This window comes from Siminovitchia sp. FSL H7-0308 (assembly GCF_037980985.1).
In the GTDB taxonomy this organism is placed as follows: Bacteria; Bacillota; Bacilli; order Bacillales; family Bacillaceae_C; genus Siminovitchia; species Siminovitchia thermophila.
This window is the reverse complement of record NZ_CP150282.1, coordinates 1,557,787-1,584,230: the sequence shown is the minus strand read 5'-3', so window position 1 is coordinate 1,584,230 and position 26,444 is coordinate 1,557,787. Positions and strand designations below refer to the sequence as shown.

Below are 26,444 nucleotides of genomic sequence, written 5' to 3'. Positions count from 1 at the left end.
TCTTACGCCCTTTTTTGTTTTTTTGGCATGAGCGCCTTTATTTTCATGACAATATTTTCAGGTGTCATCCCGATTTCTTTTAGCAGTTCCTTCACATTGCCATGCTCTACAAAGCGGTCGGGCACGCCAATTCTGTCAATAAAAGCATGGCGGTATTCGTGTTCACTCGCAAACTCAAGCACCGCACTGCCAAATCCACCCTGTAATACGGCTTCTTCAATCGTCAATATCGGCATATTTCTCCGTAACAGTCCATGCAAAAGTTGTTCATCAAGCGGTTTGATAAAACGGGCGTTGACGACCTGAACGGAAATGCCTTGTTTTTCAAGCCTGTTTGCGGCGTCAAGGGCCATCGGGATGGTCGTGCCGAATGTCAGAATCGCTGCGTCTGTTCCCTGTTTTAATACTTCCCACGAACCGATTGGTATTTGTTTCAACTCAGAGTCCATTGAGACGCCATATCCGTTCCCCCGGGGAAAACGGAGAGCGATCGGCCCATCATCATATTGAATGGCTGTATTGACCATATGCTGGCCTTCATTTTCGTCTTTTGGCATCATAATGACCATGTTCGGCAGATGCCTTAAAAAAGCGATATCGAATACGCCCTGGTGTGTTTCTCCATCTGCCCCCACCAGACCGGCCCTGTCGATCCCGATAAAAACATTCAGATTTTGCCTGCTGATATCATGAAGGACCTGATCATACGCTCTTTGCAAGAAGGTAGAGTAGATCGCCAAGTACGGCTTCATTTTTTGCGTTGCCAGACCGGCAGCCATTGTTGTCGCATGCTGCTCGGCAATTCCCACATCAAACATTCGATCGGGGAATTCCTCCGCAAAACCTTCCAGCTTGGATCCGACCGGCATCGCCGGGGTTATGGCCACAATTCGCTCGTCCTTGCGGGCAAGCTTTCTGACGGTTTCACTTACCAATGAGCTCCACGATGGCGGAGCATTGACTGGCTTGATTAAGTCTCCCGTATCTATTTTATATTGGCCTGTTCCGTGCCAAGTTCCGATTCTGTCATGTTCAGCGGGTTCATATCCTTTCCCTTTTTTTGTAATCACATGCAATAAAACGGGACCCTTTGTTTTCTTGGCATATGAAATGTTTTCAAACAATGAGTCGAAGTCATGACCATCAACGGGTCCGAGATAAGTGAACCCGAGTTCTTCAAAAAACACACCTGAAACAAGCATATATTTCAGGCTATCTTTTACCTTTTCCGCTGTTGCCGCCAATTTTCCGCCAACAGCCGGAATCTTTTTCAACAAGTAATCGAGTTCTTCTTTTGCCCAATGGTACTTCCCTGCCGTCCTTAGCCTTCCGAGCACGTTATGCAATGCGCCGACATTGGGGGCAATGGACATCTCGTTATCATTGAGAACAACAATCATATCCTTTTGTTCATGGCCGATATGGTTTAAAGCTTCCAAGGCCATACCGCCAGTTAGAGCTCCGTCGCCAATGACGGGAACCACATAATTATTTGCCTTTTTGACATCGCGTGCAATGGCCATGCCCATCGCCGCCGACAAAGATGTTGAACTGTGTCCTGTTTCCCAAACATCGTGTTCACTTTCGGACATTTTAGGAAAGCCGCACAACCCTTTATATTGGCGGAGGGTGTCAAATTGGCACGCTCTCCCCGTTAAAATCTTGTGTACATATGATTGGTGCCCGACATCCCAAATAATTTTATCTTTGGGGCTGTCAAAACATTTATGAAGGGCAATCGTCAGCTCTACTACACCTAAATTGGGACCGATATGGCCCCCTGTCCTGGATAATGTTTCTATCAGGAAACGCCGGATTTCTTCGCTAAGTTCATCTAGCTGCCATATATCAAGTTCCTTTAGAAAAGAGGGATCTTTAATTGACATGAGATCCAAACGGATCACTCACTTTCATTTCTTGGATTTTTGCTTCGGCCTTTTCTTCTTATGATCTTTGATGATTGTCAGATGGAATCTATCTTCAAGGAACTGCAAAATTTTACCCACATGGAGAATAATATCACGCGAGTATGTAATCGCAAAGGATTTTCCTAACGCCTTTCCGCCAACGGTTATAGCGGCAATAAAACTCGCTAATCCCACATTGATTGCGTATTCAACCGATGTAACCTGAAGATGAATGGACTGGGCAATTTGAATAACGACAAGGGCAGATGCTGTTCCGCTTATAATGCCGGAAATATCTCCAATGACGTCATTGCAAAAGCTTGCCACCCTGTCCGCGTTTCTTACAATTAAAATGGAATGCTTTGCACCGTGCACCTTTCTTGCCGCCATTGAATGAAAGGGCGTTTCATTGGCAGCCGCCGCTGCAATCCCTATCATGTCAAAAAGGATTCCTATGCATACAATTACAAGAACAACAAGAAGGCCCAAAGTCCAAGGCACTCCGATCAAAATGCCGTTTGAAGCAATTGAAAAAATAGCCGCTAACACAAAAGTGATAACGGCAATGCTTATACTCCATTTTATAGAATTTTTTATCAGATCATTCATAATATGTTTGTCATTCACCGTTTATAGGAATTAGTTTGGATGGTTATCATAAGAGTAAAGTTTACGGCTTAGGTCCAGTAGGTTTTCCCAAGCAGGTACCGCATGTCGCCATGGCGGCGGTTTCCCTTTAAGCCCGCTTTGACAGTGTCGCCAGCTGTCAGACTGGATTGCCACTCAGTCCGCACTGTAATCCCCTTATCATATCCTTTGGAACAGTCTAGGAGATTTCCTCAACAACCTTTAACCAAGTTCTTAGCCTCTTTTGCAAAGCTGATTTCATATGGACGGAAGAAAACGGGACGATGGCCAACCGTTCCGTATTCTTATAACCATAATCCCCTCAAACTTCACGCAAGGCAGGCTACGCTGCTAGTGATGCCCCACATCACATTGCAGGTCTATACTCCGCTTTTTCTCACATATAGTGACTGCGGAGCCTCCGCGGCAAAGGGTCCACGCCCACATGCCTTTGTGGATCGCCCTTAAACCTTTACTCCCAGCTCCAACCCAAGGCTGGGCGCCTCAAGCCGAAACAAGGAACTTCATCGATGTGCCCTTTAGTGAATTTTTAGGCTCACCTTCAGAACCGGTAGGATGACTAGAATACTGCACCATCCCATAATCTTAAGAAATTATAACATAATCGCTTTTTCATATCAAATGATCCAACTGATTTCTAATAAGTGCGAACCGCAATCAAGTCAGTCATTTGTTCGAGCAAGCCAGTCGACAGCTTCGTCTCCCTTAACGCCGCTTTCGCTTCATGAATATGGTACTGAAGCTGCTTTTTGGCTCCTTCCATCGTAAGTAGAGAAGGATAAGTGCTTTTTTGTCTGCCGGTGTCACTTCCCACCGGTTTCCCCAATACGTCTTCATCGCCTTCAACATCCAAAATATCATCACTTATTTGAAATCCTAGGCCAAGATGATATGAAAATTGTTGGAATGATCTGATTTGATCTTCCACGGCCCCGCCGATTGTGGCCCCGGCCAAAATGGCGAACGATAATAATTTTCCTGTTTTACGGTGGTGGATATTTTCAAGTTCATTTATTGTCAGGGATTTGTTTTCACCTTCCATATCAGCCACTTGGCCGCCTACCATTCCCTCGGGACCTGCGCATTGGGCCAGTAGGTGAATCATGCTGACCCGTGTGGCAGGATTTAAAGAAGTATCAGCGGCGATCAATTCAAAAGCATATGTAAGCAAACCGTCTCCGGCCAAAATGGCCATCGCCTCTCCATACACTTTATGATTGGTTGGCAACCCTCTCCTTAAATCATCGTTATCCATGCTTGGAAGGTCGTCATGAATTAAAGAGTAGGTATGAATCATTTCCAGGGCCAAGGCGGCGGGAAGCCCAAGTATCGGATCTTTGCCAAATGACTTAATGACAGCAAATAATAAAAGGGGCCTGATTCTTTTTCCCCCGGCTTTTAAAGAGTACGACATCGCGTCCTTCAGTTTGGGAGGAGCTTCAAGTTCCGAGATTTTCAATAACAACTGTTCGTTTAATAATTCCTTGTGCGTGGCCATAAATTGGTTCAAATCTGTGGTCAATCTTGCTCCTCCTCATGAATGTGAAACTCTTTTTCGCCTTCTTCGGTCAACACTTTCGTCAATTTTTCTTCCGCGAATTTTAATTTGTCATGGCATATTTTAGATAATGCCATCCCTTTTTGATACATTTCGAGAGCTTCTTCAAGGGGAATATCCCCTTCTTCCAATCGGACGATAATAGCCTCCAGCTCTTCGAGAGCTTGTTCAAACGTCAGTTTCTCACTCATTCTTTTGCCCCCTTTTCCTTCTCATTTATCGTACAAAACAGCTTGCCATCCACAAGCTGGATCGCCAAGTTGTCCCCCTTTTCCGATTGGTGGATGCTTTTGAGCAGCTTCCCTTCCTCTGTATAAGCTATATTAAACCCTCTTCTCAATATATTTAACGGGTTTAAAGCTTCCAATGTGGCCACTTTTCCAGAAAACTCACCAGCTTTGGATTTAAAAACAGCTTTGGATTCCAATGCAAGCCTTCGTTCGGCCAGCAAAACTCTTTCCTTTCCAGACTTCACGATTGACAGTGGATGATACCTGGAAAGTCCGTTGCTTAGATCTTCGTAACGATGCTTTTTTTTGAGGAGAATATGGTTTTGGGCATGATGTAGCTTCTCTGTCAATCTGTCCAAATGAAGCCATTTTTGTTCATATATTCTTTCGGGATTTCTAAACAAATATGATTGTTCCAAATAATTCAGCTTGCTTTTTCCTGTTTTAACAATTGCCGACATGCTTTGGTAAAGCCTTGTTTTGCGCTGCATTAACTGATCCAGCAAATCATTCATGTGAGGGACAGCGAGTTCTGCGGCCGCTGTCGGAGTAGCCGCCCTTACATCGGCCGCAAAATCTGCGATCGTAAAGTCCGTTTCATGGCCTACTGCTGAAATGATGGGAATATGCGAGGCCGCGATTTCCCTAGCCACAATTTCTTCATTGAAAGCCCACAATTCCTCTATAGAGCCTCCGCCACGTCCGACAATAAGTACATCGGCAATATTTTTATCATTTGCTTTTCTAATGGCGTGAGCAATGGAGCCCGAGGCATTTACGCCTTGGACCATTGCCGGAATCACGATGATTTTTCCGATTGGGTAGCGGCGTTTCAAAGTTGTGATAATATCTCTGATTGCGGCTCCAGTTGGAGATGTAATGACCCCGATCGTCTCGGGAAAAGCGGGAAGTGTTTTTTTCTTCTCCTCATGAAACAGTCCTTCTTTTTCAAGCTTTTCTTTTAATTGTTCATAAGCAAGATATAGTTCCCCTATTCCGTCCGGCTGCATTTCAGCTACATACATTTGATACTGCCCACTCATTTCATAGACAGTAACGCTCCCTTTGACAAGGACATGCATGCCGTTTTCCGGTGTGAATTTCAAGCTGGAAGCAAATCTGGAAAACATGACGGCATTAATGCGGGCGTGCTCATCTTTTAACGTAAAATACATATGACCGCTCGAATGCCTTTTAAAATTGGATATTTCTCCCTTGACGAGAATGTCCTTAAGATGCGGATCGGCATCAAACTTGCGCTTTATATATTTCGTTAGAGCTTTAATCGTTAAATATGTTGGTTTTTCCATTTTTTCTACCCCTATTTCAGCAAAAAAGCTGTCCTTATGAATGTGACAGCTTTCCGTGCAATCCATATGTTCATTTTACAATGTCTGCTTGTTGATTGCTAACGATTTAAAGTCCTTTTTGCTGATTTAACGGTATTGTACAGCAACATGGTAATCGTCATCGGTCCAACGCCTCCGGGTACGGGTGTAATGAAAGCGGCTTTTTCTTTTACATCGTCAAAATCGACATCACCACATAGCTTGCCATTTTCATCCCTGTTAATCCCGACATCAATGACAACAGCTCCTTCTTTGATATAATCCGCTGTGATCATTTTAGGCTTCCCGACCGCGGCGACGAGAATATCGGCTTGATTTGTCAATGATTTCATATCTGCCGTTCTGGAATGGCAGTAAGTCACGGTGGCATTTTCCCGGAGTAAAAGCTGTCCCATCGGTTTTCCGACAATATTGCTCCGGCCGATAATGACAGCATGTTTGCCTTCCGGATCAATTCCCGTGTGCTTTAACATTTCCATTACCCCAAACGGTGTACAAGGCAGGAAAGTGTCCTGGCCAGTCATCATTCTGCCAATATTTATGGGGTGAAATCCATCGACATCTTTTTCCGGTGAAATTTTTTCGATTACCTTCATTTCTGAAATATGAGATGGGAGCGGCAGTTGTACCAAAATGCCGTGAATCGCATCATTTTCGTTCAGTTTTGTAATTTCAGCCAACAATGTTTCTTCAGGTGTATCAGAAGGCAATTCGATTAAGAGGGACTCCATGCCAATTTCTCGACAGCTTTTTTGCTTGGATTTGACATATGTTTTGGATGCAGGGTCATCCCCCACTAAAATGACTGCCAACCCTGGCTTTACGCCCTTTTCGATAAGGGCTGCCACTTCTTCTTCCAATTCGCTCCTTATTTTCTTCGATATGTCTTTTCCATTTATTGTCTTATTATTCATGTTGATTCCTCCCGCCCCAGTTTCTCTCCTTTTATTTTTGATAAAATTCCATTAATAAATTGCCCCGATTTTTCATCCCCAAATTTTTTCGCCACTTCAACGGCCTCATTAATCGCTACATTTGGAGGAACATTAGAGTACTTCAGTTCGTACGTTCCGATCCTGAGAATGTTTAAATCCACCTTTGCCAGCCTCTCAATCGACCAGCGTTCCAAGTGTCTGCTGATTTCTTTATCGATGTTCCCGATGTTTTTAACGGTACCAAATATAAGCTCCTCTAAAAATGCATCTGAGGGACTTTCATCAAGAACATGATTTAATGCTTCCTTTGTATCGGCACCGCTCATGTCGATCTGAAAGAGTGCCTGCAGCGCCTTTTCACGCGCCAATCTTCTTTTCATCTTTTTCTAAAACTCCTTTTTCAACGAATGGCCATTTTATTTATTTTTATTTTACCACAACGGGCGAAAATCAAGCCGTCTTCCATGAGAAAAAGCACAAGCTTTTCGTTTAACAACGTAAAGCTGGGACACGCCACGAAACTTCTAATAGCGGCTGTTTTTCCTGTTTTTTGCCCGCTGGTTGCTAGCTAAGCCAATCGGGCGCTTGGAAGTTGGAGCCCGATTCCTTTTCTCGTTTTACCTCGATGCCTTGAAAGGAGGCCTTACTGCCAGTTAAAGCGGGATAAGGCAAAATTTCTAGCAGCGGGTGATGTTTGCCCACTGAGTTAAAGCGGGGACGAACGAGCCAAAATAGTCTGTATTTGCTCTTCAAAATAAGCTTTGTGGGACTTTTGCGCCAAGCTGAACAAAGCTTCTACGAAAAAAAGCGATGTCGCAGGAACTTTTTTATTGCTTATCGTCATGCTCTGAACTTACTTCCTCTTAAAAGAAAACCACGCAAAAAAAGCGGGGGCTTTTTCGCGGAGAGAAGACGAAACGCTGACAATGGTTTAACGCCCATTTTCGTAGGCATAGTCATACAACAGAGGAGCTTTCCTTTTTTGTTAAAAAAGCTTGTGTTAAGGAAACCGTTGCTCGCTGTAATTGTACACGGGTAATGAATATGTTCATTGCGGCAATAAACAATGCATATTTCCTGTAAAAAATGCGACGTTTTTCAAAAGTGATGTCAGACAAAACCGAGCATTAGCCTCGTGAAAATATCGAATTATTTTTTCTATTTCCCAACAACGAAAAAGCCAAAGGGATTTCACCTCTGGCTCTTTTTATTGGTTTTGATAATCTTGTTCCGGCTCTTGTTTAGGATTGTCAAATGTCACTCCAACGATGTGAATGTTCACTTCTTCGACTTCCAGAGCAGTCATGTTCAAAAGTGCCTGCCTAATATTATCTTGAACCTTTTGAGCTACTGTCGGGATGGAAACGCCAAATTTCATCAAGCAATACACATCGACCTTTATGCCATCTTCGGCCAGTTCAACACGAATGCCTTTTCCGTGGTTTTTCTTGCCAAGTCGTTCCACTACACCAGTCGCAAAGCTGCCGCGCATTTGGGCGACCCCTTCTACTTCAGAAGCCGCAATCCCGGCAATTACCTCTATTACTTCAGGGGCAATTTCGATTTTTCCGTGAGCCTGATCATCGTCCTGATTCATTTCCAACATATTTACGTTTTCTTCCACTTGTAACACCTCCGTTTATTTTTCATTCATGATCGGATGCAGATCAAGAAACTTCGTATTGAAGTCACCGCTCACAAACGCTTCGTTTTCCAAAAGCTTTAAATGGAACGGAATGGTCGTATGAACACCTTCAATGACAAACTCTTCCAACGCCCTTTTCATTCTCGCGATGGCTTCTTCCCGGGTGGCTCCGTAAGAGATCACCTTTGCAATCATGGAATCGTAGTAAGGGGGGATCGTATAGCCCGGATATACTCCGGAATCCACCCGGACACCCATACCACCTGGAGGTAAATACATGTCAATTCTACCTGCTGAGGGCATGAAGTTTTTTTCCGGATTTTCCGCGTTAATTCGGCACTCTATCGACCACCCTTTCAACGCCACTTCTTCCTGGGTAAGCGACAGCTCATGATTGGCCGCCACATTGATTTGTTCCTTAATTAAATCAACACCCGTTACCATTTCCGTGACAGGATGCTCAACCTGTATTCTTGTATTCATTTCCATAAAGTAAAATGTATTTTCCCTATGGTCAAAAATAAACTCCACTGTTCCCGCTCCGGAATAATCAACTGCTTTTGCGGCATTGATGGCAGCCTGCCCCATCTTTTCCCTCAATTCCTGATTGAGTGCGGGGGACGGCGTTTCTTCCAGCAGCTTTTGCAGCCTGCGCTGGATTGTACAATCCCTTTCTCCCAAATGGATCACATTTCCATGATTATCAGCCATGATTTGTATTTCTACATGCCGGAAATCGGTGATATATTTTTCAATATAGACTCCTGGATTTCCAAAAGCAGTTAACGCCTCGCGTTGGGTGACTTCCATTCCCTTGATCAATTCTTCTTCGCTGTGCGCGGGCCTGATTCCTTTTCCGCCTCCGCCAGCTGTAGCCTTAATGATAACCGGGTAGCCAATTTGTTCTGCGATCTTGATCGCCTCTTCCGTGCTTTCCACAATACCTTCAGATCCGGGAACAATCGGGACGCCTGCTTCTTTCATTGTCGCGCGGGCCACATCTTTTGTTCCCATTTTTGAAATAGCTTCCGGGCTCGGGCCGATAAAAGTGATATTGCATTCACGGCATAGTTCAGCGAAGTCTGCGTTTTCCGCCAGAAATCCGTAACCGGGATGAATGGCGTCACAGCCCGTCAGTTTAGCGACACTCACCACATTTGCCGAGTTCAAGTAACTGTCTTTGGACGCCTTCGGACCAATACAATAAGCCTCATCCGCCAATTGTACATGCAATGCCTCTTTATCCGCTTCCGAGTAAACCGCTACCGTTTCTATCCCCATTTCCATACAGGCACGGATGACACGGACAGCAATTTCTCCCCTGTTGGCAATTAATACTTTCTTTATCATTTCATTCGCTCCTTACCTAGGCTTCACTAAAAACAATGGTTGGCCGTATTCTACGAGTTCACCATCTTTCACTAATATTTGTACAATTTCCCCTTCGACTTCTGCTTCAATTTCGTTGAAGAGTTTCATCGCTTCAACGATGCAGACAACGGTATTTTCATTTACACTGGATCCCACTTTTACGTAAGGTTCACTGTCAGGTGAAGGAGCCTGGTAAAACGTTCCGACCATTGGAGAAGTAATTTTATGTAAGTTGCTCTCATCGTCGGCTTCCTGAGCAGTAGCTGGCTGCACCGAGTCGGCTTCTGTTTGTGTCTGTACAGGTGCAGGCTGCACAGGTGGCGCTTCACTTGGAATAATCTGCTGTTCTGGAAGCGGTTGGACTGGTGCCTGGGATTGTGCCTCTTGTACAGTTTTATAGCCTTTTTTCTTCAACTTGATTTTTGAACCGTCATGTTCATAAACAAACTCGTCAATATCCGATTGATTTACTAACTTAATGATTTCACGTATTTCCTGTACCTTCAACATGTACGACACTCCTTCAAAGTTATGGATAGCTCTTAATATCATAATATAACAGGTGCCATAAATTCAATGAAAGACAGAAAGAAGCCGCGAACTTTTTACTGCGACAAACCAATATGTATGGAAAATAAAAAGACGGACAGGATTGATTCCCTCCGTCTTTCTATCATTTCGTCTGAAATTCTACTGTGGCTACCGTGTTCGTTCCGAGCTCTTCTCTGACCATTTGTAAAATGCGGGCCGCATCGGCTCGGGAATGTTCTTTCGCTTTTACAGTAATTAAAAATTGATCATTTTCCGCTCTGACTAAGGCATCTTCATAACCAAGTGTCTTGATTAAGCTTTCCAAGGTTTTCTCTTTTGTATCAAGTGCGGTCAGCTCGTTCATTTTTGTCACCAGCTCATTTTTCTCATCTGCAGATAAATCAGGGGATGCCACCTTGTTTGTCAAGTCGGCTATTTCTTTGCCTCTTTTATCCTGGATGTCAAGCCGGGCGGCTTCAAATGCTTCATCCCCCGCCGCTTCAGTAAGTACTTTCATGTCTTGTTTACTCGCTTCCCCTTTTTCCTCGGTGCTATTTTTAGTGGCGGCGATATCTTCCTTTGCCGGATCGGATGTTACATAATAAACAGACAATACCACTACAAGGCTCAGCATCGTCAACAACCAAACTGTTTGTTTTTTCAACAACATTTACGAATCCCCCTTTGACTTTTTCGGCATGACAGCCACTTTATGGCTGGGGACATCCAGTCCCCTTGTTACCGCCTCTACAATCCATTTTTTCACTTGCAACTTTTCAGCTCCTCCCGCCACAATCAAAACGCCCTTAATCTCAGGCTTTTTCGTCTCCGAAATAAGTGGCACTTCTTTATCACCTTCCCGAATGAGGACAAGTTCGTCTTCGGTTGACTGGTCTTCTACTTTCCTTGTTCCTCCCTCTTTATCTTCCTCTACTGTTGTTTGATTTTTCAGTGTCATGTTTTTTTCATAGACATTTTTCTTTGTAGCTTCTATATTGACAAAGACCATGACGTCATGGACTCCGACAATCTCGTTCAACACTTCCTTCATTTCGTCTTCATACTGTTTTTCCAGTAATTTGATTGTCTCCTCGGCATCTTTAGTGGAGCCGAAAGTTTCTGTATATTTCTCATTTGCTTCTTCCTCTTTTAACACGGCTGCCGGCTCATGATTTTTATCAGGTTTTGCGAGATCAGAAATGATCATCAGCGCCACACCGGCCAGAATCAGTATGGCCGCATAATAAAACTTATTATTTTTATTACGGCCATCTTTTTTATTTCCGTCAAATATGTTTTTCAACCAATCAAGAGGACCGTTTTTCATAAATTATTGGTTCCTCCCCTCGCCTGCAACTTCTATTTTTTCCGCTGGTACATCCCAATACTGTGACAGCATGGCTATCATGTCTTCTGCTGATTCCGGAAGCCGGTCTGTCGACTGTTGTTCGAGGTCAACCGTTACTTCCTGTACCTTTTTGATTTCTCCCGTCTTTGTTTCCGGTTCCAGATGAACCGTAATTTTTTGGATGTTTTCTGGCATGTCTTCCGCGCCGGGTTTGCTTTTAATATTGATGTTCGTTATGACCATTCCATATCGGTTGATCATCTCCTTCTCTACTAATTCTTTCATTTGGACAGCCATTTGCTTTAATATATATGCATCGTTTGATGATTCTATTTCTTTTTTTTTCTCTTCTGTTTTTTCTTGAAGAATGGCCCCGGTTTCATCATGAGGATCAAAAAAGGCGGCAATGAGGTCTTCCACATCAGCAGAAAATAGTTTGAAAACAGGAGTTATGACGATCGTTATAAGCAACAGCCCGGTTACGAGCTTGACATATTTCCTCATGCTCGAGTCAGGCAGAAGCATATCGACGATCATAGCAAGCATGATAAAAATGACGATATTGGTGATCCACTCTGTTAAAAATGCCAATGCCGCCCCTCCTCTACCGGATAAACATTGTAATGTTGCCGGAAGTGATAACGATTGTGATGCCCAAAAAAAACATGAAGGAGATGATTGCCAGAGAGGCAAACACGTACAACATGCTTTTGCTGATTGCGTCAAGGCATGAGATGACTGGCCCGTTGCTAATTGGCTGCAGCAACGCCGCGGCCAATTTATATATAAAGACAATCATTAAAATTTTGACTGCCGGAAATGCCGCTATGATCAAAACAATGGCCACTCCGGCAAGACCCACGGCATTTTTTAATAGCAGGCTTGCTGTTAATACAGTGTCGGCTGCATCTGTAAACATCCTGCCCACAACCGGTATAAAGTTCCCTGTTACAAATTTTGCCGTCCTGATCGCGACCCCGTCTGCAACCGCTGAAGCTGTTCCTTGCAGGGAAATAACCCCAAGCAGTACAGTCATAAAAATTCCAAGGAGACCGATGCTGATTTTTTTTAACAATCCCGCCAGTTGTGTAACTTTATATTGCTCATTCAGCGAACTGGCAATCTGCAGAATTAACGCCAACAATAAAAGCGGAAGAACGATATTTTTGACAAGCAAGCCGCTTGTATTGATTAAAAAAACCAATAATGGATGAAATAAAGCAGATGAAGTGACGCCTCCAGACGAAGCAATTAAACCAAGAACAAGTGGAATCAGCGCAAAAATAAATTGAGTCATGGAATCTATCGCCCCAATGGCATAATCGACTGCCACCCGGAAGCTGTTCAAGGCCAATATGATGAGCACCATGAAAATAACAGAGTAGGCGACTTTTGATACAGCACTTTTTTCAAATGCGTGGTGAAGTGATTGGAGAAACGCGCTAAAAATCGTTAACAATAACAGTGTCCCAAGCAGCTTCCCATTCATCGTCAGCTCTTGAAACGCAAATGCAACTATCCCCGTGAACCACCCTTTGATCGAAAAGGACTTGTCCCCCTGCAAAAACTCGATAAGGGTTCCCCTCTGGCTTTCGGGCAAATATCCGCCATATTCGTCCATAATCTGTTCCCAGTGGCTTTTCAAATCATCCAGCCCAAGTGTCTCCATTTGTTCTCTTACGATATTTGATAATATATCGTTGCTTTCTGGATCCTCGTCTTGGGCCTGGGAAACGGCTGGTCCCGAAAATAAAAAAATGCAAAAGAAAGAAATCAGTAGTGTTCGCCGCATCCTTTTCACCCCGATTGGAACAGATTTTTATCTGACTGACAATAAGTTGATCACAGTGTCTATTAATACAGTCAAAATGGGTACGGCCATCGCCAATATGAGAATTTTTCCGGCAAGTTCCACCTTCGCTGCCATGGCTCCCATTCCGGCGTCCTTGCTAATATGGGCGGCAAATTCGGCTAAATACGCAATGCCGATAATTTTTAAGATTGTTTTGACATAAACGGTATTGACGTTTGCGCTGGCAGCCAAATGTTCAATCAGCATAATAATGTTGTAGATTTGGTCTGCCAAATATAAAAAGATAGAACAGCCCGTAAACAGGATCAGCAGAAAAGCGAAAGTGGGCTTCTGTTCTTTAATAATCAAGGCAAGAAAAGTAGCAATCAGGGCGAGGCCAGCTATTTGCAGCATTGCGATGGCTTTCCCCTCCCATCATTGAAATAAAAACACTGATCTTATTTTTTGAAAAAGCCCGTCAACAATCGTTACAACCATAAACAAAATGTAGATGAAACCGAATAAGGTCACCCATTGCGCATACTCCTTTTTCCCTACCTGATCCAGAATGGTGTGCAGAAAAGCAACGACAATGCCAACGCCCGCTATTTTAAAAATAACATCCACCTCAATGCCCATTACATCTCCTCCCACTTACAAAAGCAAAATAATGAATAGCAGGCCCGACAAAAAACCGAGACTCTTCATTAATTTTTCATATTGCTTTTGTTTTTCACGAGCATCCGACTCTTCCCTTTCCAGATGGGTCAGAGTAAGAAGTATATGTTTTTGCTGAGTAAACCGGTCATGTTTTCCGAGATTTTCCCCAAATTGGACGAGTATTTCATATTCACTTTGTTTCAGATCTGTTTGTTCCCATATTTTGTCCAAGCTTTCCCGCCAGGCGTTTTTTACCATAACCTCAGGTTCCTTCAATTGATCGGAAAAGGTTGTAAAAAAAGTGCCGATAGGGTGGGGGAGCTGTGCTCCCAGTTTTCTGCTCGCTTCCAGAAGCGGCGTATGATTGTACATGATCTCCGCATCAAGTGCTTGCAAAGATTCCCTGACCATCCGGAGCTGCTTCGTGCGCCTGATAAAATGATTGGAAGATTCAATCCCCACCCAAGTTGTCGCACATATAATGAGCACTGCCCCGATCAGTTTAAACATGGACTCCCACTGCCTGTCCATGCATGTCTTTGATTGAATACACCTTGCCGGGATCACCTTTGGAAGATAACTCAAGAAATCTTTCAAACACTTGTTGATCAATAATGTCTTTTAATAGCGGTCTTTTTGTTATATCTTCCAAGTTATTGCCATGCGTCGTCATCATTAAAGTAATACCGGCATTCACAGCTTCCATGATGGCTGTTTTATCCTCCTGTCTGCCAATTTCATCCACGATCAAAACATCGGGACTGAGCGACCTGATCATCATCATCATTCCTTCAGCTTTTGGACAGGCATCCAGCACATCAATTCGGGGGCCAAACTGAAGCTGGGGTACTCCCTGTAAACACCCTGCAATTTCCGATCTTTCATCCACGACCCCCGCCTTCATCGCCCGTATCCCCTTTTCAGGACACCCTTCAGATATGATCCGGGCAATATCTCTCAATAAAGTCGTTTTTCCCGATTGCGGAGGCCCGATAATCATCGTATGCTTCCAATTTCCATCAAATAAAAAAGGGAGCAACGGATTTGCAGAACCGATTTTTTCTCGCGCTATTCGAATGTTAAAGGAAGACAGATGTCTCAAGGCTTTTACGTGTCCGCTTTCCAAAATGGTTTTCCCGGCAAGCCCGATCCGGTGTCCGCCTTCAATGGTGACATATCCTCTTTTGAGCTCTTCATCCAATGTATAAAAAGAGTGATTAGCCAGTTTGCTAATGAGTTGTTCCGCATCACTCTTGGTAAATAGATATGGGAGAAAATGAGGGATTCCCCTGGATGAAACTTCAATAGGCCGATTCACTCTTAACCGAATTTCTTCCGTTTCTTCCAAAATACTTTTGGAAAGCCCTTGTAATAAATCTTTCATATGGGTCGGCAAAACACGAAATATGGCATCCATCCCAATCCTCCTTCTCCGCCTTTCGCTACTAATATGTATTCGCCCAAGCAGTGAATAGAACACTGGACAATAATTAATCGTCAAAAAAGCTCCCGTTTTTTTATAGCTTGGGAGCTTTTTTGTGTATGGATTATAAATATGATTCTTTCGGAAATGCTGTTTAAAGTTCTCTTCCGCTCAGGAATTTTTTATATATTCGACTATGTGGATTGGAGACGTTCGCGATCATTCCTGATATAATACATTTTTAACAACAAATTGAAAAGAGTGTTTAATCGTGATAAATAGAGATATGGATATAAGGGAAAAAAGCATCGTATTGATTGGTTTTATGGGTGTTGGAAAAACAACCGTTGGGCAGCTACTTGCCCAAAAGCTAAACAGGAGCTTAGTTGATATTGACCAGGTGATTGAAAGCGACTTCGCCATGCCCCCGACTGAAATCTTCAACAAATACGGAGAATCAACATTTCGAAAGTATGAAAAAGAAACTGTCATTTCTTATTGCAAACAAAAATGGAAAATCATCTCGGTCGGAGGAGGCGCTTTTTTAAATGAGGAGGTCAGGAAAGCGTGCCTATCAAACTGCCTTGTTGTTTATCTTGATATACCGTGGGAAGAGTGGAAAAAAAGATTGCACATGCTGATTGACTCCCGGCCTGTATTACAAGGTCGCACCTTAGACGAAATACGAAAGCTTTTTGACGAACGCCAAAAAATTTACGCGGCACACCACTTAAAAGTAACAATAGATGCTAAATCAGCCGCAGAAGTGGCGGATGATATCGTTGATTGTTTGCAATCGGCTTGGAAAATCCATCCATGATTTGGAACTCGACTGGAATTCGTGTGTTTATCATGCCTTAAAATCAAAACTATTTGACATCGTACGCTTGCCCAACAATAAAAAGCGAAGGGCTGGGCCATAACTAAACATGCTGATGGACATAAGTTGAAAGCTGATTGATATTCGTAAAAATGTGAGAATAAAACCGCGTGAAATCAAGGTTTTGAAACTTGATTCCATGCGGTTTGTTTCATTTTTACAGGGTTTTGTCCCGGTCCCTTATTTTTGTGTTGTCCTTTTCTCCTTCCTGATGGAAACATGAAGCTGCCTTCACCTTGGCCAATATACAGGGTTGCAAACGGGCAATCCATTTATCGACTGCCAAAACTATTTTTACTCAAGCTAAGAACTCCAAATGGGTTAGATTGTTATTGATAACCCATTGACTCTTTCATTTTTGTGATCATTTGCTGTAAACGCTCAATTGGAACCTGGCCGGGAGCGGAGTTGTGAACGCCCAATCCAAAAGTGAGAACGGATCCGTACACCCATCCAATTACTCTGCTGAGTGCCCCCAGGCCGTCCATAGACATGGTTATAACCGGAATGGTTAATACATCGTCAGCATCTTTCGTCGCTTGTAAAAGTCTCAGGACGTCATCTTTATTGTTCGGCATAACCGCTGCTTTTGCCATGTCGGCTCCGTAAAATTCACATAAAAAGAGCTTTTTGATGATTTCTTGATTACCCGGAGTGCAGTCGAAATTATGGTAAGAAAGTATAAGCTTTTTGTTGTTGTCTTTGGTCTGTTTTCTTATTTTCTGTATGAATGCAGGTTCATTAGACACTTCATAGTCAATGATATCAACATTCCGGCTTTTACTTACTTGGCATAGCAAAGCCACTTTGTCATGTTCAGATAACGGAATGGGCTCTCCCCCCTCTTTTTCTGAACGGATCGTAAACAAGATGGGAAGACCCGCCTTGAATTTAATTTCTTTCAATAAGGAGATGACATATTCAGTGTCATGAATATTTGTCAGAAAATCTGCCCTCCATTCAATTAAATCAGGATTTTGGGGAATGATTTTTTCAAGTTCTTCCATAATGTCGTCCCTATTACGTCCAACCAGAGGCGTACATATATAGGGTATATCTTTTCCTTGAAATAACGAGTTCAACGTAAGACCACCTCTATGATTCTATGTTCTGCAATAATACATCAATTATATACCTTTTCCTCTGAAATTCCTTCCCAAATTTATTTCATGCACGAATGAACTTTCGTCTGCAGGTAGGATGACCTTTGAATGGTTATCAGATGTAAGCGAGTAAAGAGGATTCATAGCGGTGTAGGCGGTTTTCTCCATGAGGGCTCCTGCTGAATGCTAGTTGAACCAATCGGGCATTTAGGTGCCGTTTTCTCCCACTTGGGCCTTTTGTATTCACTCAAGATTTTGAAGTGGGAGTTACGGCACCTTACATGCGGGATAAAGTGAAACTTCATTCAGTAGGGCTCCTGCTGAATGTTAGTTGAACCAATCGGGCATTTAGGTGCCGTTTTCTCCCACTTAGACCTTTTGTATTCACCCAAGATTTTGAAGTGGGAGCTTACGGCACCTTACATGCGGGATAAAGTGAAACTTCATTCAGTAGGGCTCCTACTAAATGTTAGTTGAACCAATCGGGCATTTAGGTGCCGTTTCCTTCCACTTACACCTTTTGTATTCACCCAAGATTTTGAAGTGGGAGCTTACGGCACCTTACATGCGGGATAAAGTGAAACTTCATTCAGTAGGGCTCCTGCTGAATATTAGTTGAACCAATCGGGCATTTAGGTGCCGTTTTCTCCCACTTAGACCTTTTGTATTCACCCAAGATTTTGAAGTGGGAGCTTACGGCACCTTACATGCGGGATAAAGTGAAACTTCATTCAGTAGGGCTCCTGCTGAACGTTAGTTGAACCAATCGGGCATTTAGGTGCCGTTTTCTCCCACTTAGACCTTTTGTATTCACCCAAGATTTTGAAGTGGGAGCTTACGGCACCTTACATGCGGGATAAAGTGAAACTTCATTCAGTAGGGCTCCTGCTGAATGTTAGTTGAACCAATCGGGCATTTAGGTGCCGTTTTCTCCCACTTAGACCTTTTGTATTCACCCAAGATTTTGAAGTGGGAGCTTACGGCACCTTACATGCGGGATAAAGTGAAACTTCATTCAGTAGGGCTCCTGCTGAACGTTAGTTGAACCAATCGGGCATTTAGGTGCCGTTTTCTCCCACTCAGACCTTTTGTATTCACCCAAGATTTTGAAGTGGGAGCTTACGGCACCTTACATGCGGGATAAATGGTCCCAGTGTATCATACGCAAGCTTTTAGCGTAGTCAACATATGTAGACTCCTGCGGGAATAGTTCGAGCTGAAGATCCCGCAGGAAAGCGACCTTTGCTTTCCGAGGAAGCTGAAGAGACCTGCGGAAAGAATATTTTGACGTAGCCATGATAGGGATTTTTTCACACAAATAAACCGAACAATTATAAATGAATTGTTCGGTCGTATTTGCTTATGTCCCAGTCTCTTTGTGAAAATTTATGCCCTGGAAACATATGACCCATCTGAAGTATTAATGACTAACGTATCCCCTTCATTGATAAAAAACGGAACTTGAACAACGAGCCCGGTTTCAAGTGTTGCCGGTTTTGATCCCCCTGAAGCAGTATCGCCTTTAATGCCGGGTTCAGTGGAAACAACTTTTAATTGTACAGTATTTGGCAAATCGACTCCGAGTGTTTCCCCGTTATACATGATGATGTGAACTTCCATATTTTCAAGCAGAAAATTTAATTCATGCTCGATTTGATCAGCCGATAATTCAATTTGTTCATATGTTTCCTGGTCCATAAATACATGCTGATCCCCGCTTGCATACAAGTATTGCATCGCTTTATTATCAATTTGGGCCCGGTTGACTTTTTCCCCGGCTCGAAACGTCTTTTCAGCAATTGCGCCTGTCCGTAAATTTCTTAATTTGGAACGGACAAAGGCAGCACCTTTCCCCGGCTTAACATGCTGAAATTCCAAGACGCGCCAAACTCCCCCATCTACTTCAATTGTCAAGCCTGTTCGAAAGTCGTTTACTGAAATCATATGTCTTCCTCCTGATACATGTTATAAAATGATTAATTCTTTAGGTGAATGTGTTAATGTTTCATTCCCGTATTGAGTCATGACTATGTCATCCTCAATACGGACCCCGCCAATTTCCGGCAAGTAGATGCCTGGCTCAACCGTTACTACCATCCCGGGAACTAGTGTCGTCTCAGACCTGCTCCCCAAACCAGGCCCTTCATGTACTTCAAGGCCAATACCGTGGCCGAGCGAGTGCCCAAAATTGTCTCCATATCCTTTTTCACGTATGTAATCACGGGCAATCGCATCGGCATCCCGTCCTGTCATGCCAGGTTTGATTTGATCCACGGCCTGAACTTGGGCTTCCAGCACAATCTCATATATCTCCGTTAATTTTTCAGACGGATTTCCGACTGCAACTGTGCGGGTAATGTCGGAAACATACCCTTGATACAATGCGCCGAAATCCAACGTGACGAAATCTCCGCTCTCAATCAATTTGTCGCTTGCCACTCCATGCGGCAAGGCGGATCGTTTGCCTGAGGCGACAATAATATCAAATGACGATGAAGCAGCCCCATTTTTTCGCATGAAAAATTCCAGCTCATTGGCTATATCCAACTCTGCCACGCCTGGTTTCATGTAGTTAAGAATATGAGTAAAAGCATTGTCCGCAATTTTTGCGGCTTCTTTGATCGTATTGATTTCCTCTTCAGATTTGACCATGCGGAGTTGTTCAATCATGTTAGATACAGGAACCGTCTCAGCCTCTATTGATTGATCAAGCTTTTCCCACGTTGAATAAGTAATATGGTCCTTTTCAAAGCCGAGCTTTCCGATTTTCGACTCATTTACGATATTGGCTACTTCCTCAATAAGCGATCTGTTGTGCTGGATAATGTCGTACCCGCTTGTCTCAGATTTTGCCTGTTCTACGTAACGAAAGTCTGTAATAAAATAGGCACTGTCTGAAAGTATTAACGCGGCACCGGCCGAACCGGTAAAATTTGTCACGTATCGGCGATTATATGTACTCATGATGAGTATGCCGTCAATTCCATACTGCGGTAATAATTGCTGTACTTTTTTTACTCTTGCCATCCCGATCTCTCCCGTCCCGATTTTTTGGAATGGATCTTTTATGAAGTCTCGTCTCACCTATTCAGCATGTGATCAGTTTAACATATAAATCCAGAAAAAACATTGTTCAAGAATGTCCTTTTAGTTTTTTTACATAAATCGATTCTTCGTACTCATAGGAGATCGAATAGCCGATGAAAACCCCATATAAAAGAAAGGAGGTCAGTCCAGTCAAAACCGTATTTAACTCATATGTTATGAGTAACTTTGCATTTGGATATAACGGATGCAGTACAAAAAAAACGACGACAAACAGTACTGCGCCATATAAAATTCCCCATGCAAATGATTTCTTTTTTCTCAATAAAGCATAATAAATAAGCGCGGGAACAATGGAGATGAGCCCATACACCATAGAAACAATGATAATCTCTGCCCAGTTGCTTTTCCATCCTCCGGCTACGGGAGTCAAAATGATGTTTGGACGAATTTCCGTAAAGTTCAAATAATATAAGGCGTAACCCATTAAACATCCGAATATGCCGGCCGTCAATCCTGTCACAATCGCCAATGTCAAAAGGGATATATTATAATACGTTTCGTTTTCCATAAAAACACCTCCACTACTATCATGTCCTGACTTTTCAATTCTTTTCACGCGGATCATTTATCTGGTTATATTTTCTTTTATTTAGTAAAATATATGTAAAGAACAAAGTTGTCACGCCTCACTTTTCTTAATAGAAATGTCACAATCTGCCAGCATCGTTACTTTTACGGAAACATAAAACAACAATAGATATGCGTCGTCAATTTTGTAACCATAACGCCCCTGAATTCGTAAGGCTCACAGGCTTTTAATCCAAGCTCTCCGAATTCCCGCGGGCTGAACAGATCACCCTGAACATCCGCACCGGAAAAGAATTGATACAAGCAATCCTGCAGGAACTCTCAGTTTTACCATAAACTAGGTCATTGATGTAAGTTTTCACCATTTACCCTTGGCGTTTTTTTAAAAATGTCGGGATTTTGTCAAATAAACATCTCGGTCCTTCGTTTAAAGATTTGCCGATGTGGAAAAGAAAAGTGAGATAAGTATGAGTGTAAATTGTTGTTCATTATGTATAAATGCATTGCTTTTTGGGAAAGATGTCCATTACTCCCAAGGAGGTGGCGCTCTTGAATGTACGGAATTGGATTATAGGAGGAATCTTTCTCTTGGCTGTCGTGGGTCTCGGTTCCTATTTATTCACCAACCCGGCAGGTCTGTTTAGGCAACTGTTCATTATCGCGATTACGGTTGCTATTGTTTTGCTGATCTTTCGGCTTGTGAGCAATCGGTTACCGAGCCGCAGAGAAAGAAATGCATTTGCCAAAGCGGCAAGGCAATCTAAATTACGGGCAAAACGGCGTAAAAGCCAAATGAAGGCAAAAAGCCATTTGCGAAACAGGCCGTTGCGTAGAAGATCTACTGCCCATTTAACCGTTATTGAAGGAAAGAAAAGCAAGAAAAAAGACAGAGCGATTTTTTAATCGACGCTGTCTGATGAATACTTAGTATACCCAAGATGTTAAAAACATCCTGGCTCGCTCGCGCCCTTTTTCAATAAGGGCTTCTTTTTTTTGGTTATCAATGGAAAATTCAATCGAAAACGTTTCGTTCATGGGGATAAAAATAATGTTTTTTTCATGTTTCCGGGAAATATATTTTGCATCGTGCGCATCTTTCATCGTAGTAAATAATGCTTCAACGAGCTGCAGCCCGTTTTGAATATTTCTTTCTGGCTGTTCTTCTGTATGATGGCTCAGTTTTACCCCGATGATCGGTCTTTTTGGTTTTTTCCCGTCCTTTTGAAACAGCCAAATGGGGAAATTGCTTAATAGGCCTCCATCCACGATCATATTGGTTCCGGATAATGAGCGGAGTTTAACGGGTTCAAAAAAATAAGGGATCGCACAGCTCATCCGAATGGCTCGTGCCACTGGAAACGTTTCTTTTGGAACCCCATATTTTCCCAAGTCATCCGGAAGGACAAGCAATCTGCCCGCTGATAGATCAGACGCAATGACCCGCAATGAATCAGGAGGCAAATCTTTAAACGTATAGACACCTTTGTGTGCAAGTTTTTTTCCGAGCCAGTCCTCCAATAAATCGCCCCGGTAAATACCCATTCGAAAGTAAAGTAACAGCCACTTGGCCATTTGAAAAGGCAAGAGAGTTTTTCTGCGATCAAGGAATATTTTCATATCTACATTTTTCATCAAATCAATCATTTCCTTGCTGGAATAGCCGGCTGCCGCTAATGCGGAAATCACCGCTCCCGCACTTGTTCCTGCAAGCCGCTTGAATGTGAATCCCCTCTCCTCCAGTATTTCAAGTGCCCCAAGCAAAGCAAAACCCTTTATGCCCCCTCCCGAAAACACCCCGTCAATTTCCATTGTTTTGCCCGCCTTTCTCAATGCTGTTTATCCGCCTTAACTGAAGCCGCCCACTTCAACAAGGAGATCAGCCGCTGTAAAAGCCCGATGGTTCAACTAACAACCAGTGCGAAAAGCCCCATAAGTCTCACTTATATTGATATATGTTTGATAAAACGGGAATTAGAACAAATTGTTGGAATGTTGGAAACTGATGACAATCCCTAAAAAAAACTGACCCGAATAAACGGGTCAGCCGACTATGTTGGTTATAGTCCACATTTTAACTGAGCGTTGCAATTATCACAAGTATTGCATCCGCCGATCTCTTTTACCTGTCCTTTGCGGCAGACTGGACATGTATTCCCCAATTCGGAGCCGATCGTCACACTCGTCGAACGGACATCTTGAATGGTATCAACTAATACGACAGGGCGTTCCGGCTGCTCGGTTTCCTGCTTTTCCTCAAAGCTGTTATCCTCTGCTTTTAATGTGAGCACCTGTGAATCACGGCTGCCATCAACATATACGGTACCACCTTTGGCTCCGCCTTTATACAACCGCTCGTACACTTTTTCGACCTGCTCGACGGTATATCCTTTCGGCGCATTGACCGTTTTGGATATGGAGCTGTCAATCCAACGCTGGATGATGCACTGTACATCCGCATGAGCTTCAGGGGAAAGATCCATTGCCGTAATAAACCAATGCGGCAATTTGTCCTTATCTGCTTCCGGATGCTCCCTCAGATACTCTTCCACAATGTCGGCCTTCACTTCAATGAATTTTCCGAGGCGGCCGCTGCGGTAATACGTAAAGGAGAAGTATGGTTCAAGCCCTGTTGAGCAGCCAATCATTGTTCCGGTGGAGCCAGTTGGAGCTACAGTCAGAAGGTGCGAGTTGCGAATGCCGTGCTCTTTGATCGATTCACGAATTTCTTCTGGCATTCCCTTCATAAAGCCGGTGTTGGTAAATGCCTCGCGAAGCTTGGCTGTCTCCGCCTCTGTTTCTCCTCTTAAAAACGGGAAGCTGCCCTTTTCTTTTGCCAATTCAATAGACTCTTCATAGGCGGTTGTTGCAATGACTTCAAACACTTGATCTACAAGCTCATTTCCTTCCTTGGAGCCATATTCCTTTTCACAATAGATGAGCAAATCTGCTAATCCCATGACACCAAGACCGATCCGGCGCTCGCCAAGTGCCTGTTTTTTATTCTCTTCCAAGAAGTATGGTGTTGCATCAATTACGTTATCCTGCATTCTCACGCCGACTTTTACTGTTTGTCTTAATTTTTCAAAGTCGACATCCTTTTTCTTTTTATCAGCCATTTGCGCTAGGTTCACAGCCGCCAAATTACATACGGAGTAAGGAGCCAATGGCTGCTCACCGCAAGGATTGGTCGCTACCACTTTTTGTCCGTATGCTTGCGCATTCGTCATTTCGTTTGCATTGTCAATAAAGAAAATGCCTGGTTCCGCAGAATACGTCGCACAAATATTGATAAGGTTCCACAGTTCGCGGGCTTTCATTTTACGGTAAACACGCACTTTGTGGCCAAGTCTTTTCCACTCGCGAACATCTCCCACCTTGTGCCACTGTTCATTGTAAATGGTCATTTCTTCCTCTTCGTAATTCTCGACATCTGGGAAACAAAGTTCATATTCGGTGTCCTTTTCTACAGCTTCCATAAACTCCTTTGTAATACATACCGAAATATTGGCTCCTGTTAAAAATTCAGGATTATGAACTGAATATGTTCCGCCTTCCCTTAATTTTTCTTCGGCGTTTTGGAATATTTCTTCGTTGAAACCGCCATGGCAGGGTATATTTCGATAGTTGAGGACACCTTGATACATAGCTTCCTCCGCTTGTGTAAGCGGGGTGAATTTCAATTTATCTTTTGCGTGCTTTTTGATGACCGGGTCCGTGGTGTTTTCAATTAAAAAGCGCAGAATACGCGGATTTTGCATTTTGGAGATGATAAATTCCACAATATCAGGATGCCAAGAGGCAAGCATGATCATTTGCGCGCCCCGACGAGATCCTCCCTGTTCGACGAGATGTGTCAGTTTGGCAATATCATCCAGCCAAGAAACAGAGCCGGAAGATTTTCCGTTTACTCCGCGAGCCAACGTATTGCGCGGTCTCAATGTCGATCCATTTGTTCCGACGCCCCCACCGCGGCTCATAATTTCCATTACTTGTTTTCTATGTTCGGAAATACCTTCGCGCGAATCAGCGACAAATGGCATCACATAACAGTTAAAATAAGTGACATCCGTACCGGAGCCCGCTCCATATAAGACTCGTCCGGCAGGGACGAAATGCAAATTAACCAGCTCTTCATAAAATTTTTCGAACCATTCTTGTCTTTTCTCTTCCGTTTTTTCGACGGAGGCAAGACCTGTTGCATTTCTTTTTGCAATTTGCTCGTAAAAAACTTCCAATGGTTTTTCTATAATATCAAGAGGACGGACAATGATGCCTGTTTCTCTCTCTACCTCATCCTCCAAGGCACTTCGGTACTCCTCTTCGACAATCACTTCGGCTGTCTTTTCTTCCCAATCAATGGATTGGATGAAGCCCAATCCCCTTGCCGGAAACTTCGGGTCTTCTTTAATCGTCAACACGACGAAGTCACCTTCACTCAAAGTGATTTTTTCGGTATCTTTATATGCATACCTGTCAATCATGACAAGTCTTGAGACCCCTTTGTGGGTAATTCGCATATCAGGTGTGATAGGATGAACATGCTTAAATAATTGAATGTCTTCATTAAGCCTTTCAATATTTAGATTCGGTTTTTTCGTAAATGCAACAGACATTTTGCCAACTCCTTCTCAAAAACATTTCGGGTAAGTTACCTTACTTATGTATCTGTCATAGATACGTTACCATATATTTATCCAGAAAATCAATCCTTAAACACAATATATTGATTTTATTTTGAAACAACTCTACTATATATTGTGTTTCGGAGCTAAACAATCGTCATTTGTCAAATTTAAAATTAAGAGATTCCGGGAGATAAAAGAAGAGATTAACCGATACCACAGCACAAATCGTTGATTTTCAACAAATTTAACATTTTACTTTTTGTTGGAGTGGAATAGAGGAAAAAACTTTGATTCATCGTCATTTGGAGAATATAATAGAGAATAGGGTTATTACTAGAAAGGGGCTATGGAGTTGGTACTTCTTTATACAACAATTGGCTTGTTGGTGGTAGTTATTGCTTTTTCTCTTTTTAACTATTTCCAACAAAAGAAAATATTAAAAACGCTGACGGAAGATGAATTTCGTGCCGGATACCGCAAAGCACAACTCATCGATGTGCGTGAACAGAAAGAATATGACGGCGGCCATATCCTTGGCGCGAGAAGTATTCCAATGTCTCAGTTAAAAATGAGAATGAAGGAAATTCGTCCGGATAAACCGGTCTACTTATATTGCCAAAGCGGGATGAGAAGTGGAAGGGCCGCCCAAATTCTTTACAAAAAAGGATACCGTCAGCTGTACCATCTGCAAGGCGGCTACAAAAATTGGACGGGAAAAATTAAAAAGAAATCATAAAACAAGCGCCCGGACAGCGGTATGCAATGAGCGGTATTAAAAAAACCGCCAGAATACTTATGGACAT

The 26,444-nt window shown here is 43.0% G+C and carries 27 protein-coding genes; 3 read left to right on the top strand and 24 right to left on the bottom strand.

The window, feature by feature from the left end; all coding sequences use genetic code 11:
* Positions 1–2 precede the first annotated feature (2 nt).
* The 18 genes from dxs to spoIIIAA all read right to left on the bottom strand — a co-directional run bounded on the left by dxs (position 3) and on the right by spoIIIAA (position 15,391).
* Positions 3–1,895 carry a 1-deoxy-D-xylulose-5-phosphate synthase gene (gene dxs, locus MHB50_RS07465; RefSeq protein ID WP_340085090.1) on the bottom strand — a complete coding sequence of 631 codons (1,893 nt, stop codon included), beginning with the start codon at positions 1,893–1,895 and terminating at the stop codon, positions 3–5.
* A 15-nt stretch (positions 1,896–1,910) separates the two neighbouring features.
* Positions 1,911–2,516 (bottom strand): hypothetical protein, encoded by a 606-nt coding sequence (locus MHB50_RS07460; RefSeq protein WP_340085089.1) that lies wholly within the window; start codon positions 2,514–2,516, stop codon positions 1,911–1,913.
* A 676-nt stretch (positions 2,517–3,192) separates the two neighbouring features.
* Entirely contained in the window at positions 3,193–4,077 is an 885-nt protein-coding gene (locus tag MHB50_RS07455; RefSeq protein ID WP_340085088.1) for a polyprenyl synthetase family protein, read from the bottom strand.
* On the bottom strand, positions 4,074–4,304 hold the full coding sequence (gene xseB, locus MHB50_RS07450; RefSeq protein WP_077111341.1) for an exodeoxyribonuclease VII small subunit: 231 nt from the start codon (positions 4,302–4,304) through the stop codon (positions 4,074–4,076). Before xseB ends, MHB50_RS07455 begins: the two co-directional genes overlap by 4 nt.
* A complete protein-coding gene (gene xseA, locus MHB50_RS07445; protein WP_340085087.1) occupies positions 4,301–5,653 on the bottom strand; it encodes an exodeoxyribonuclease VII large subunit in 1,353 nt (450 codons plus the stop codon). The genes xseB and xseA overlap by 4 nt, the downstream gene beginning before the upstream one ends.
* 98 nt (positions 5,654–5,751) lie before the next feature.
* Positions 5,752–6,606 carry a bifunctional methylenetetrahydrofolate dehydrogenase/methenyltetrahydrofolate cyclohydrolase FolD gene (folD, locus tag MHB50_RS07440; RefSeq protein ID WP_340085086.1) on the bottom strand — a complete coding sequence of 285 codons (855 nt, stop codon included), beginning with the start codon at positions 6,604–6,606 and terminating at the stop codon, positions 5,752–5,754.
* Positions 6,603–7,007: a transcription antitermination factor NusB gene (gene nusB, locus MHB50_RS07435; protein WP_339162927.1), complete on the bottom strand. Its 405-nt coding sequence runs from the start codon at positions 7,005–7,007 to the stop codon at positions 6,603–6,605. Before nusB ends, folD begins: the two co-directional genes overlap by 4 nt.
* An 827-nt stretch (positions 7,008–7,834) precedes the next feature.
* Entirely contained in the window at positions 7,835–8,251 is a 417-nt protein-coding gene (locus tag MHB50_RS07430; protein WP_077111346.1) for an Asp23/Gls24 family envelope stress response protein, read from the bottom strand.
* Between the two features lie 15 nt (positions 8,252–8,266).
* Positions 8,267–9,622, bottom strand: coding sequence for an acetyl-CoA carboxylase biotin carboxylase subunit (gene accC, locus MHB50_RS07425; RefSeq protein ID WP_340085085.1), 1,356 nt, complete (start codon positions 9,620–9,622; stop codon positions 8,267–8,269).
* Between the two features lie 12 nt (positions 9,623–9,634).
* Positions 9,635–10,153, bottom strand: a complete 519-nt coding sequence (gene accB / locus MHB50_RS07420) for an acetyl-CoA carboxylase biotin carboxyl carrier protein (RefSeq protein WP_077111349.1) — start codon at positions 10,151–10,153, stop codon at positions 9,635–9,637.
* Positions 10,154–10,316: 163 nt separating this feature from the next.
* On the bottom strand, positions 10,317–10,844 hold the full coding sequence (locus MHB50_RS07415; RefSeq protein ID WP_339162924.1) for a SpoIIIAH-like family protein: 528 nt from the start codon (positions 10,842–10,844) through the stop codon (positions 10,317–10,319).
* On the bottom strand, positions 10,845–11,501 hold the full coding sequence (spoIIIAG, locus tag MHB50_RS07410; protein ID WP_077111351.1) for a stage III sporulation protein AG: 657 nt from the start codon (positions 11,499–11,501) through the stop codon (positions 10,845–10,847).
* Between the two features lie 3 nt (positions 11,502–11,504).
* Positions 11,505–12,113 carry a stage III sporulation protein AF gene (spoIIIAF, locus tag MHB50_RS07405; protein ID WP_077111352.1) on the bottom strand — a complete coding sequence of 203 codons (609 nt, stop codon included), beginning with the start codon at positions 12,111–12,113 and terminating at the stop codon, positions 11,505–11,507.
* 13 nt (positions 12,114–12,126) lie between these two features.
* Positions 12,127–13,314 (bottom strand): stage III sporulation protein AE, encoded by a 1,188-nt coding sequence (gene spoIIIAE / locus MHB50_RS07400; RefSeq protein WP_077111353.1) that lies wholly within the window; start codon positions 13,312–13,314, stop codon positions 12,127–12,129.
* A gap of 27 nt (positions 13,315–13,341) precedes the next feature.
* Positions 13,342–13,728 (bottom strand): stage III sporulation protein AD, encoded by a 387-nt coding sequence (spoIIIAD, locus tag MHB50_RS07395; RefSeq protein ID WP_340085084.1) that lies wholly within the window; start codon positions 13,726–13,728, stop codon positions 13,342–13,344.
* Positions 13,729–13,749: 21 nt separating this feature from the next.
* The gene (gene spoIIIAC, locus MHB50_RS07390; protein ID WP_057983258.1) at positions 13,750–13,953 is read right to left on the bottom strand and encodes a stage III sporulation protein AC; all 204 of its coding nucleotides are present in this window, start codon (positions 13,951–13,953) and stop codon (positions 13,750–13,752) included.
* A gap of 15 nt (positions 13,954–13,968) precedes the next feature.
* The gene (spoIIIAB, locus tag MHB50_RS07385) at positions 13,969–14,484 is read right to left on the bottom strand and encodes a stage III sporulation protein SpoIIIAB (RefSeq protein WP_340085083.1); all 516 of its coding nucleotides are present in this window, start codon (positions 14,482–14,484) and stop codon (positions 13,969–13,971) included.
* Positions 14,477–15,391, bottom strand: coding sequence for a stage III sporulation protein AA (gene spoIIIAA / locus MHB50_RS07380; protein WP_077111356.1), 915 nt, complete (start codon positions 15,389–15,391; stop codon positions 14,477–14,479). Before spoIIIAA ends, spoIIIAB begins: the two co-directional genes overlap by 8 nt.
* 277 nt (positions 15,392–15,668) lie before the next feature.
* On the opposite strand from spoIIIAA, the gene MHB50_RS07375 reads away from it, so the two are divergent.
* The gene (locus MHB50_RS07375; protein WP_077111357.1) at positions 15,669–16,217 is read left to right on the top strand and encodes a shikimate kinase; all 549 of its coding nucleotides are present in this window, start codon (positions 15,669–15,671) and stop codon (positions 16,215–16,217) included.
* A 389-nt stretch (positions 16,218–16,606) separates the two neighbouring features.
* Here the strand turns inward: MHB50_RS07375 and aroD are convergent, their stop codons facing one another.
* From aroD to MHB50_RS07355, 4 genes are all read right to left on the bottom strand, one after another.
* Entirely contained in the window at positions 16,607–17,359 is a 753-nt protein-coding gene (gene aroD, locus MHB50_RS07370; RefSeq protein ID WP_340085082.1) for a type I 3-dehydroquinate dehydratase, read from the bottom strand.
* A gap of 1,407 nt (positions 17,360–18,766) precedes the next feature.
* Positions 18,767–19,324: an elongation factor P gene (gene efp / locus MHB50_RS07365; protein WP_077111360.1), complete on the bottom strand. Its 558-nt coding sequence runs from the start codon at positions 19,322–19,324 to the stop codon at positions 18,767–18,769.
* 21 nt (positions 19,325–19,345) lie between these two features.
* Positions 19,346–20,407: a Xaa-Pro peptidase family protein gene (locus MHB50_RS07360; protein ID WP_077111361.1), complete on the bottom strand. Its 1,062-nt coding sequence runs from the start codon at positions 20,405–20,407 to the stop codon at positions 19,346–19,348.
* Between the two features lie 106 nt (positions 20,408–20,513).
* The gene (locus MHB50_RS07355; protein ID WP_077111363.1) at positions 20,514–20,996 is read right to left on the bottom strand and encodes a YqhR family membrane protein; all 483 of its coding nucleotides are present in this window, start codon (positions 20,994–20,996) and stop codon (positions 20,514–20,516) included.
* Between the two features lie 569 nt (positions 20,997–21,565).
* Between MHB50_RS07355 and MHB50_RS07350 the strand changes: the two genes are divergently transcribed.
* Positions 21,566–21,919: an SA1362 family protein gene (locus MHB50_RS07350; protein ID WP_083717470.1), complete on the top strand. Its 354-nt coding sequence runs from the start codon at positions 21,566–21,568 to the stop codon at positions 21,917–21,919.
* A gap of 21 nt (positions 21,920–21,940) precedes the next feature.
* Here the strand turns inward: MHB50_RS07350 and MHB50_RS07345 are convergent, their stop codons facing one another.
* Complete coding sequence (locus tag MHB50_RS07345) at positions 21,941–22,825, bottom strand: patatin-like phospholipase family protein (RefSeq protein WP_339162906.1); 885 nt, start codon at positions 22,823–22,825, stop codon at positions 21,941–21,943.
* 248 nt (positions 22,826–23,073) lie between these two features.
* Positions 23,074–25,629 carry a vitamin B12-dependent ribonucleotide reductase gene (locus MHB50_RS07340; protein WP_340085081.1) on the bottom strand — a complete coding sequence of 852 codons (2,556 nt, stop codon included), beginning with the start codon at positions 25,627–25,629 and terminating at the stop codon, positions 23,074–23,076.
* Between the two features lie 358 nt (positions 25,630–25,987).
* On the opposite strand from MHB50_RS07340, the gene MHB50_RS07335 reads away from it, so the two are divergent.
* On the top strand, positions 25,988–26,377 hold the full coding sequence (locus MHB50_RS07335; protein ID WP_077111368.1) for a rhodanese-like domain-containing protein: 390 nt from the start codon (positions 25,988–25,990) through the stop codon (positions 26,375–26,377).
* Positions 26,378–26,444: the final 67 nt, after the last annotated feature.

Excerpts from the sequence above, each read along its gene's own strand:
- accC (WP_340085085.1), bottom strand. The coding sequence starts at position 9,622 with ATGATAAAGAAAGTATTAATTGCCAACAGGGGAGAAATTGCTGTCCGT.
- spoIIIAD (WP_340085084.1), bottom strand. The coding sequence starts at position 13,728 with ATGCTGCAAATAGCTGGCCTCGCCCTGATTGCTACTTTTCTTGCCTTG.
- MHB50_RS07340 (WP_340085081.1), bottom strand. The coding sequence starts at position 25,629 with ATGTCTGTTGCATTTACGAAAAAACCGAATCTAAATATTGAAAGGCTT.
- MHB50_RS07460 (WP_340085089.1), bottom strand. The coding sequence starts at position 2,516 with ATGAATGATCTGATAAAAAATTCTATAAAATGGAGTATAAGCATTGCC.
- MHB50_RS07335 (WP_077111368.1), top strand. The coding sequence starts at position 25,988 with ATGGAGTTGGTACTTCTTTATACAACAATTGGCTTGTTGGTGGTAGTT.
- spoIIIAE (WP_077111353.1), bottom strand. The coding sequence starts at position 13,314 with ATGCGGCGAACACTACTGATTTCTTTCTTTTGCATTTTTTTATTTTCG.
- spoIIIAB (WP_340085083.1), bottom strand. The coding sequence starts at position 14,484 with ATGTTTAAACTGATCGGGGCAGTGCTCATTATATGTGCGACAACTTGG.
- nusB (WP_339162927.1), bottom strand. The coding sequence starts at position 7,007 with ATGAAAAGAAGATTGGCGCGTGAAAAGGCGCTGCAGGCACTCTTTCAG.
- spoIIIAA (WP_077111356.1), bottom strand. The coding sequence starts at position 15,391 with ATGGATGCCATATTTCGTGTTTTGCCGACCCATATGAAAGATTTATTA.
- MHB50_RS07415 (WP_339162924.1), bottom strand. The coding sequence starts at position 10,844 with ATGTTGTTGAAAAAACAAACAGTTTGGTTGTTGACGATGCTGAGCCTT.
- MHB50_RS07360 (WP_077111361.1), bottom strand. The coding sequence starts at position 20,407 with ATGGCAAGAGTAAAAAAAGTACAGCAATTATTACCGCAGTATGGAATT.
- accB (WP_077111349.1), bottom strand. The coding sequence starts at position 10,153 with ATGTTGAAGGTACAGGAAATACGTGAAATCATTAAGTTAGTAAATCAA.
- MHB50_RS07355 (WP_077111363.1), bottom strand. The coding sequence starts at position 20,996 with ATGGAAAACGAAACGTATTATAATATATCCCTTTTGACATTGGCGATT.
- spoIIIAG (WP_077111351.1), bottom strand. The coding sequence starts at position 11,501 with ATGAAAAACGGTCCTCTTGATTGGTTGAAAAACATATTTGACGGAAAT.
- MHB50_RS07345 (WP_339162906.1), bottom strand. The coding sequence starts at position 22,825 with ATGGAAATTGACGGGGTGTTTTCGGGAGGGGGCATAAAGGGTTTTGCT.
- efp (WP_077111360.1), bottom strand. The coding sequence starts at position 19,324 with ATGATTTCAGTAAACGACTTTCGAACAGGCTTGACAATTGAAGTAGAT.
- spoIIIAC (WP_057983258.1), bottom strand. The coding sequence starts at position 13,953 with ATGGGCATTGAGGTGGATGTTATTTTTAAAATAGCGGGCGTTGGCATT.
- xseA (WP_340085087.1), bottom strand. The coding sequence starts at position 5,653 with ATGGAAAAACCAACATATTTAACGATTAAAGCTCTAACGAAATATATA.
- folD (WP_340085086.1), bottom strand. The coding sequence starts at position 6,606 with ATGAATAATAAGACAATAAATGGAAAAGACATATCGAAGAAAATAAGG.
- xseB (WP_077111341.1), bottom strand. The coding sequence starts at position 4,304 with ATGAGTGAGAAACTGACGTTTGAACAAGCTCTCGAAGAGCTGGAGGCT.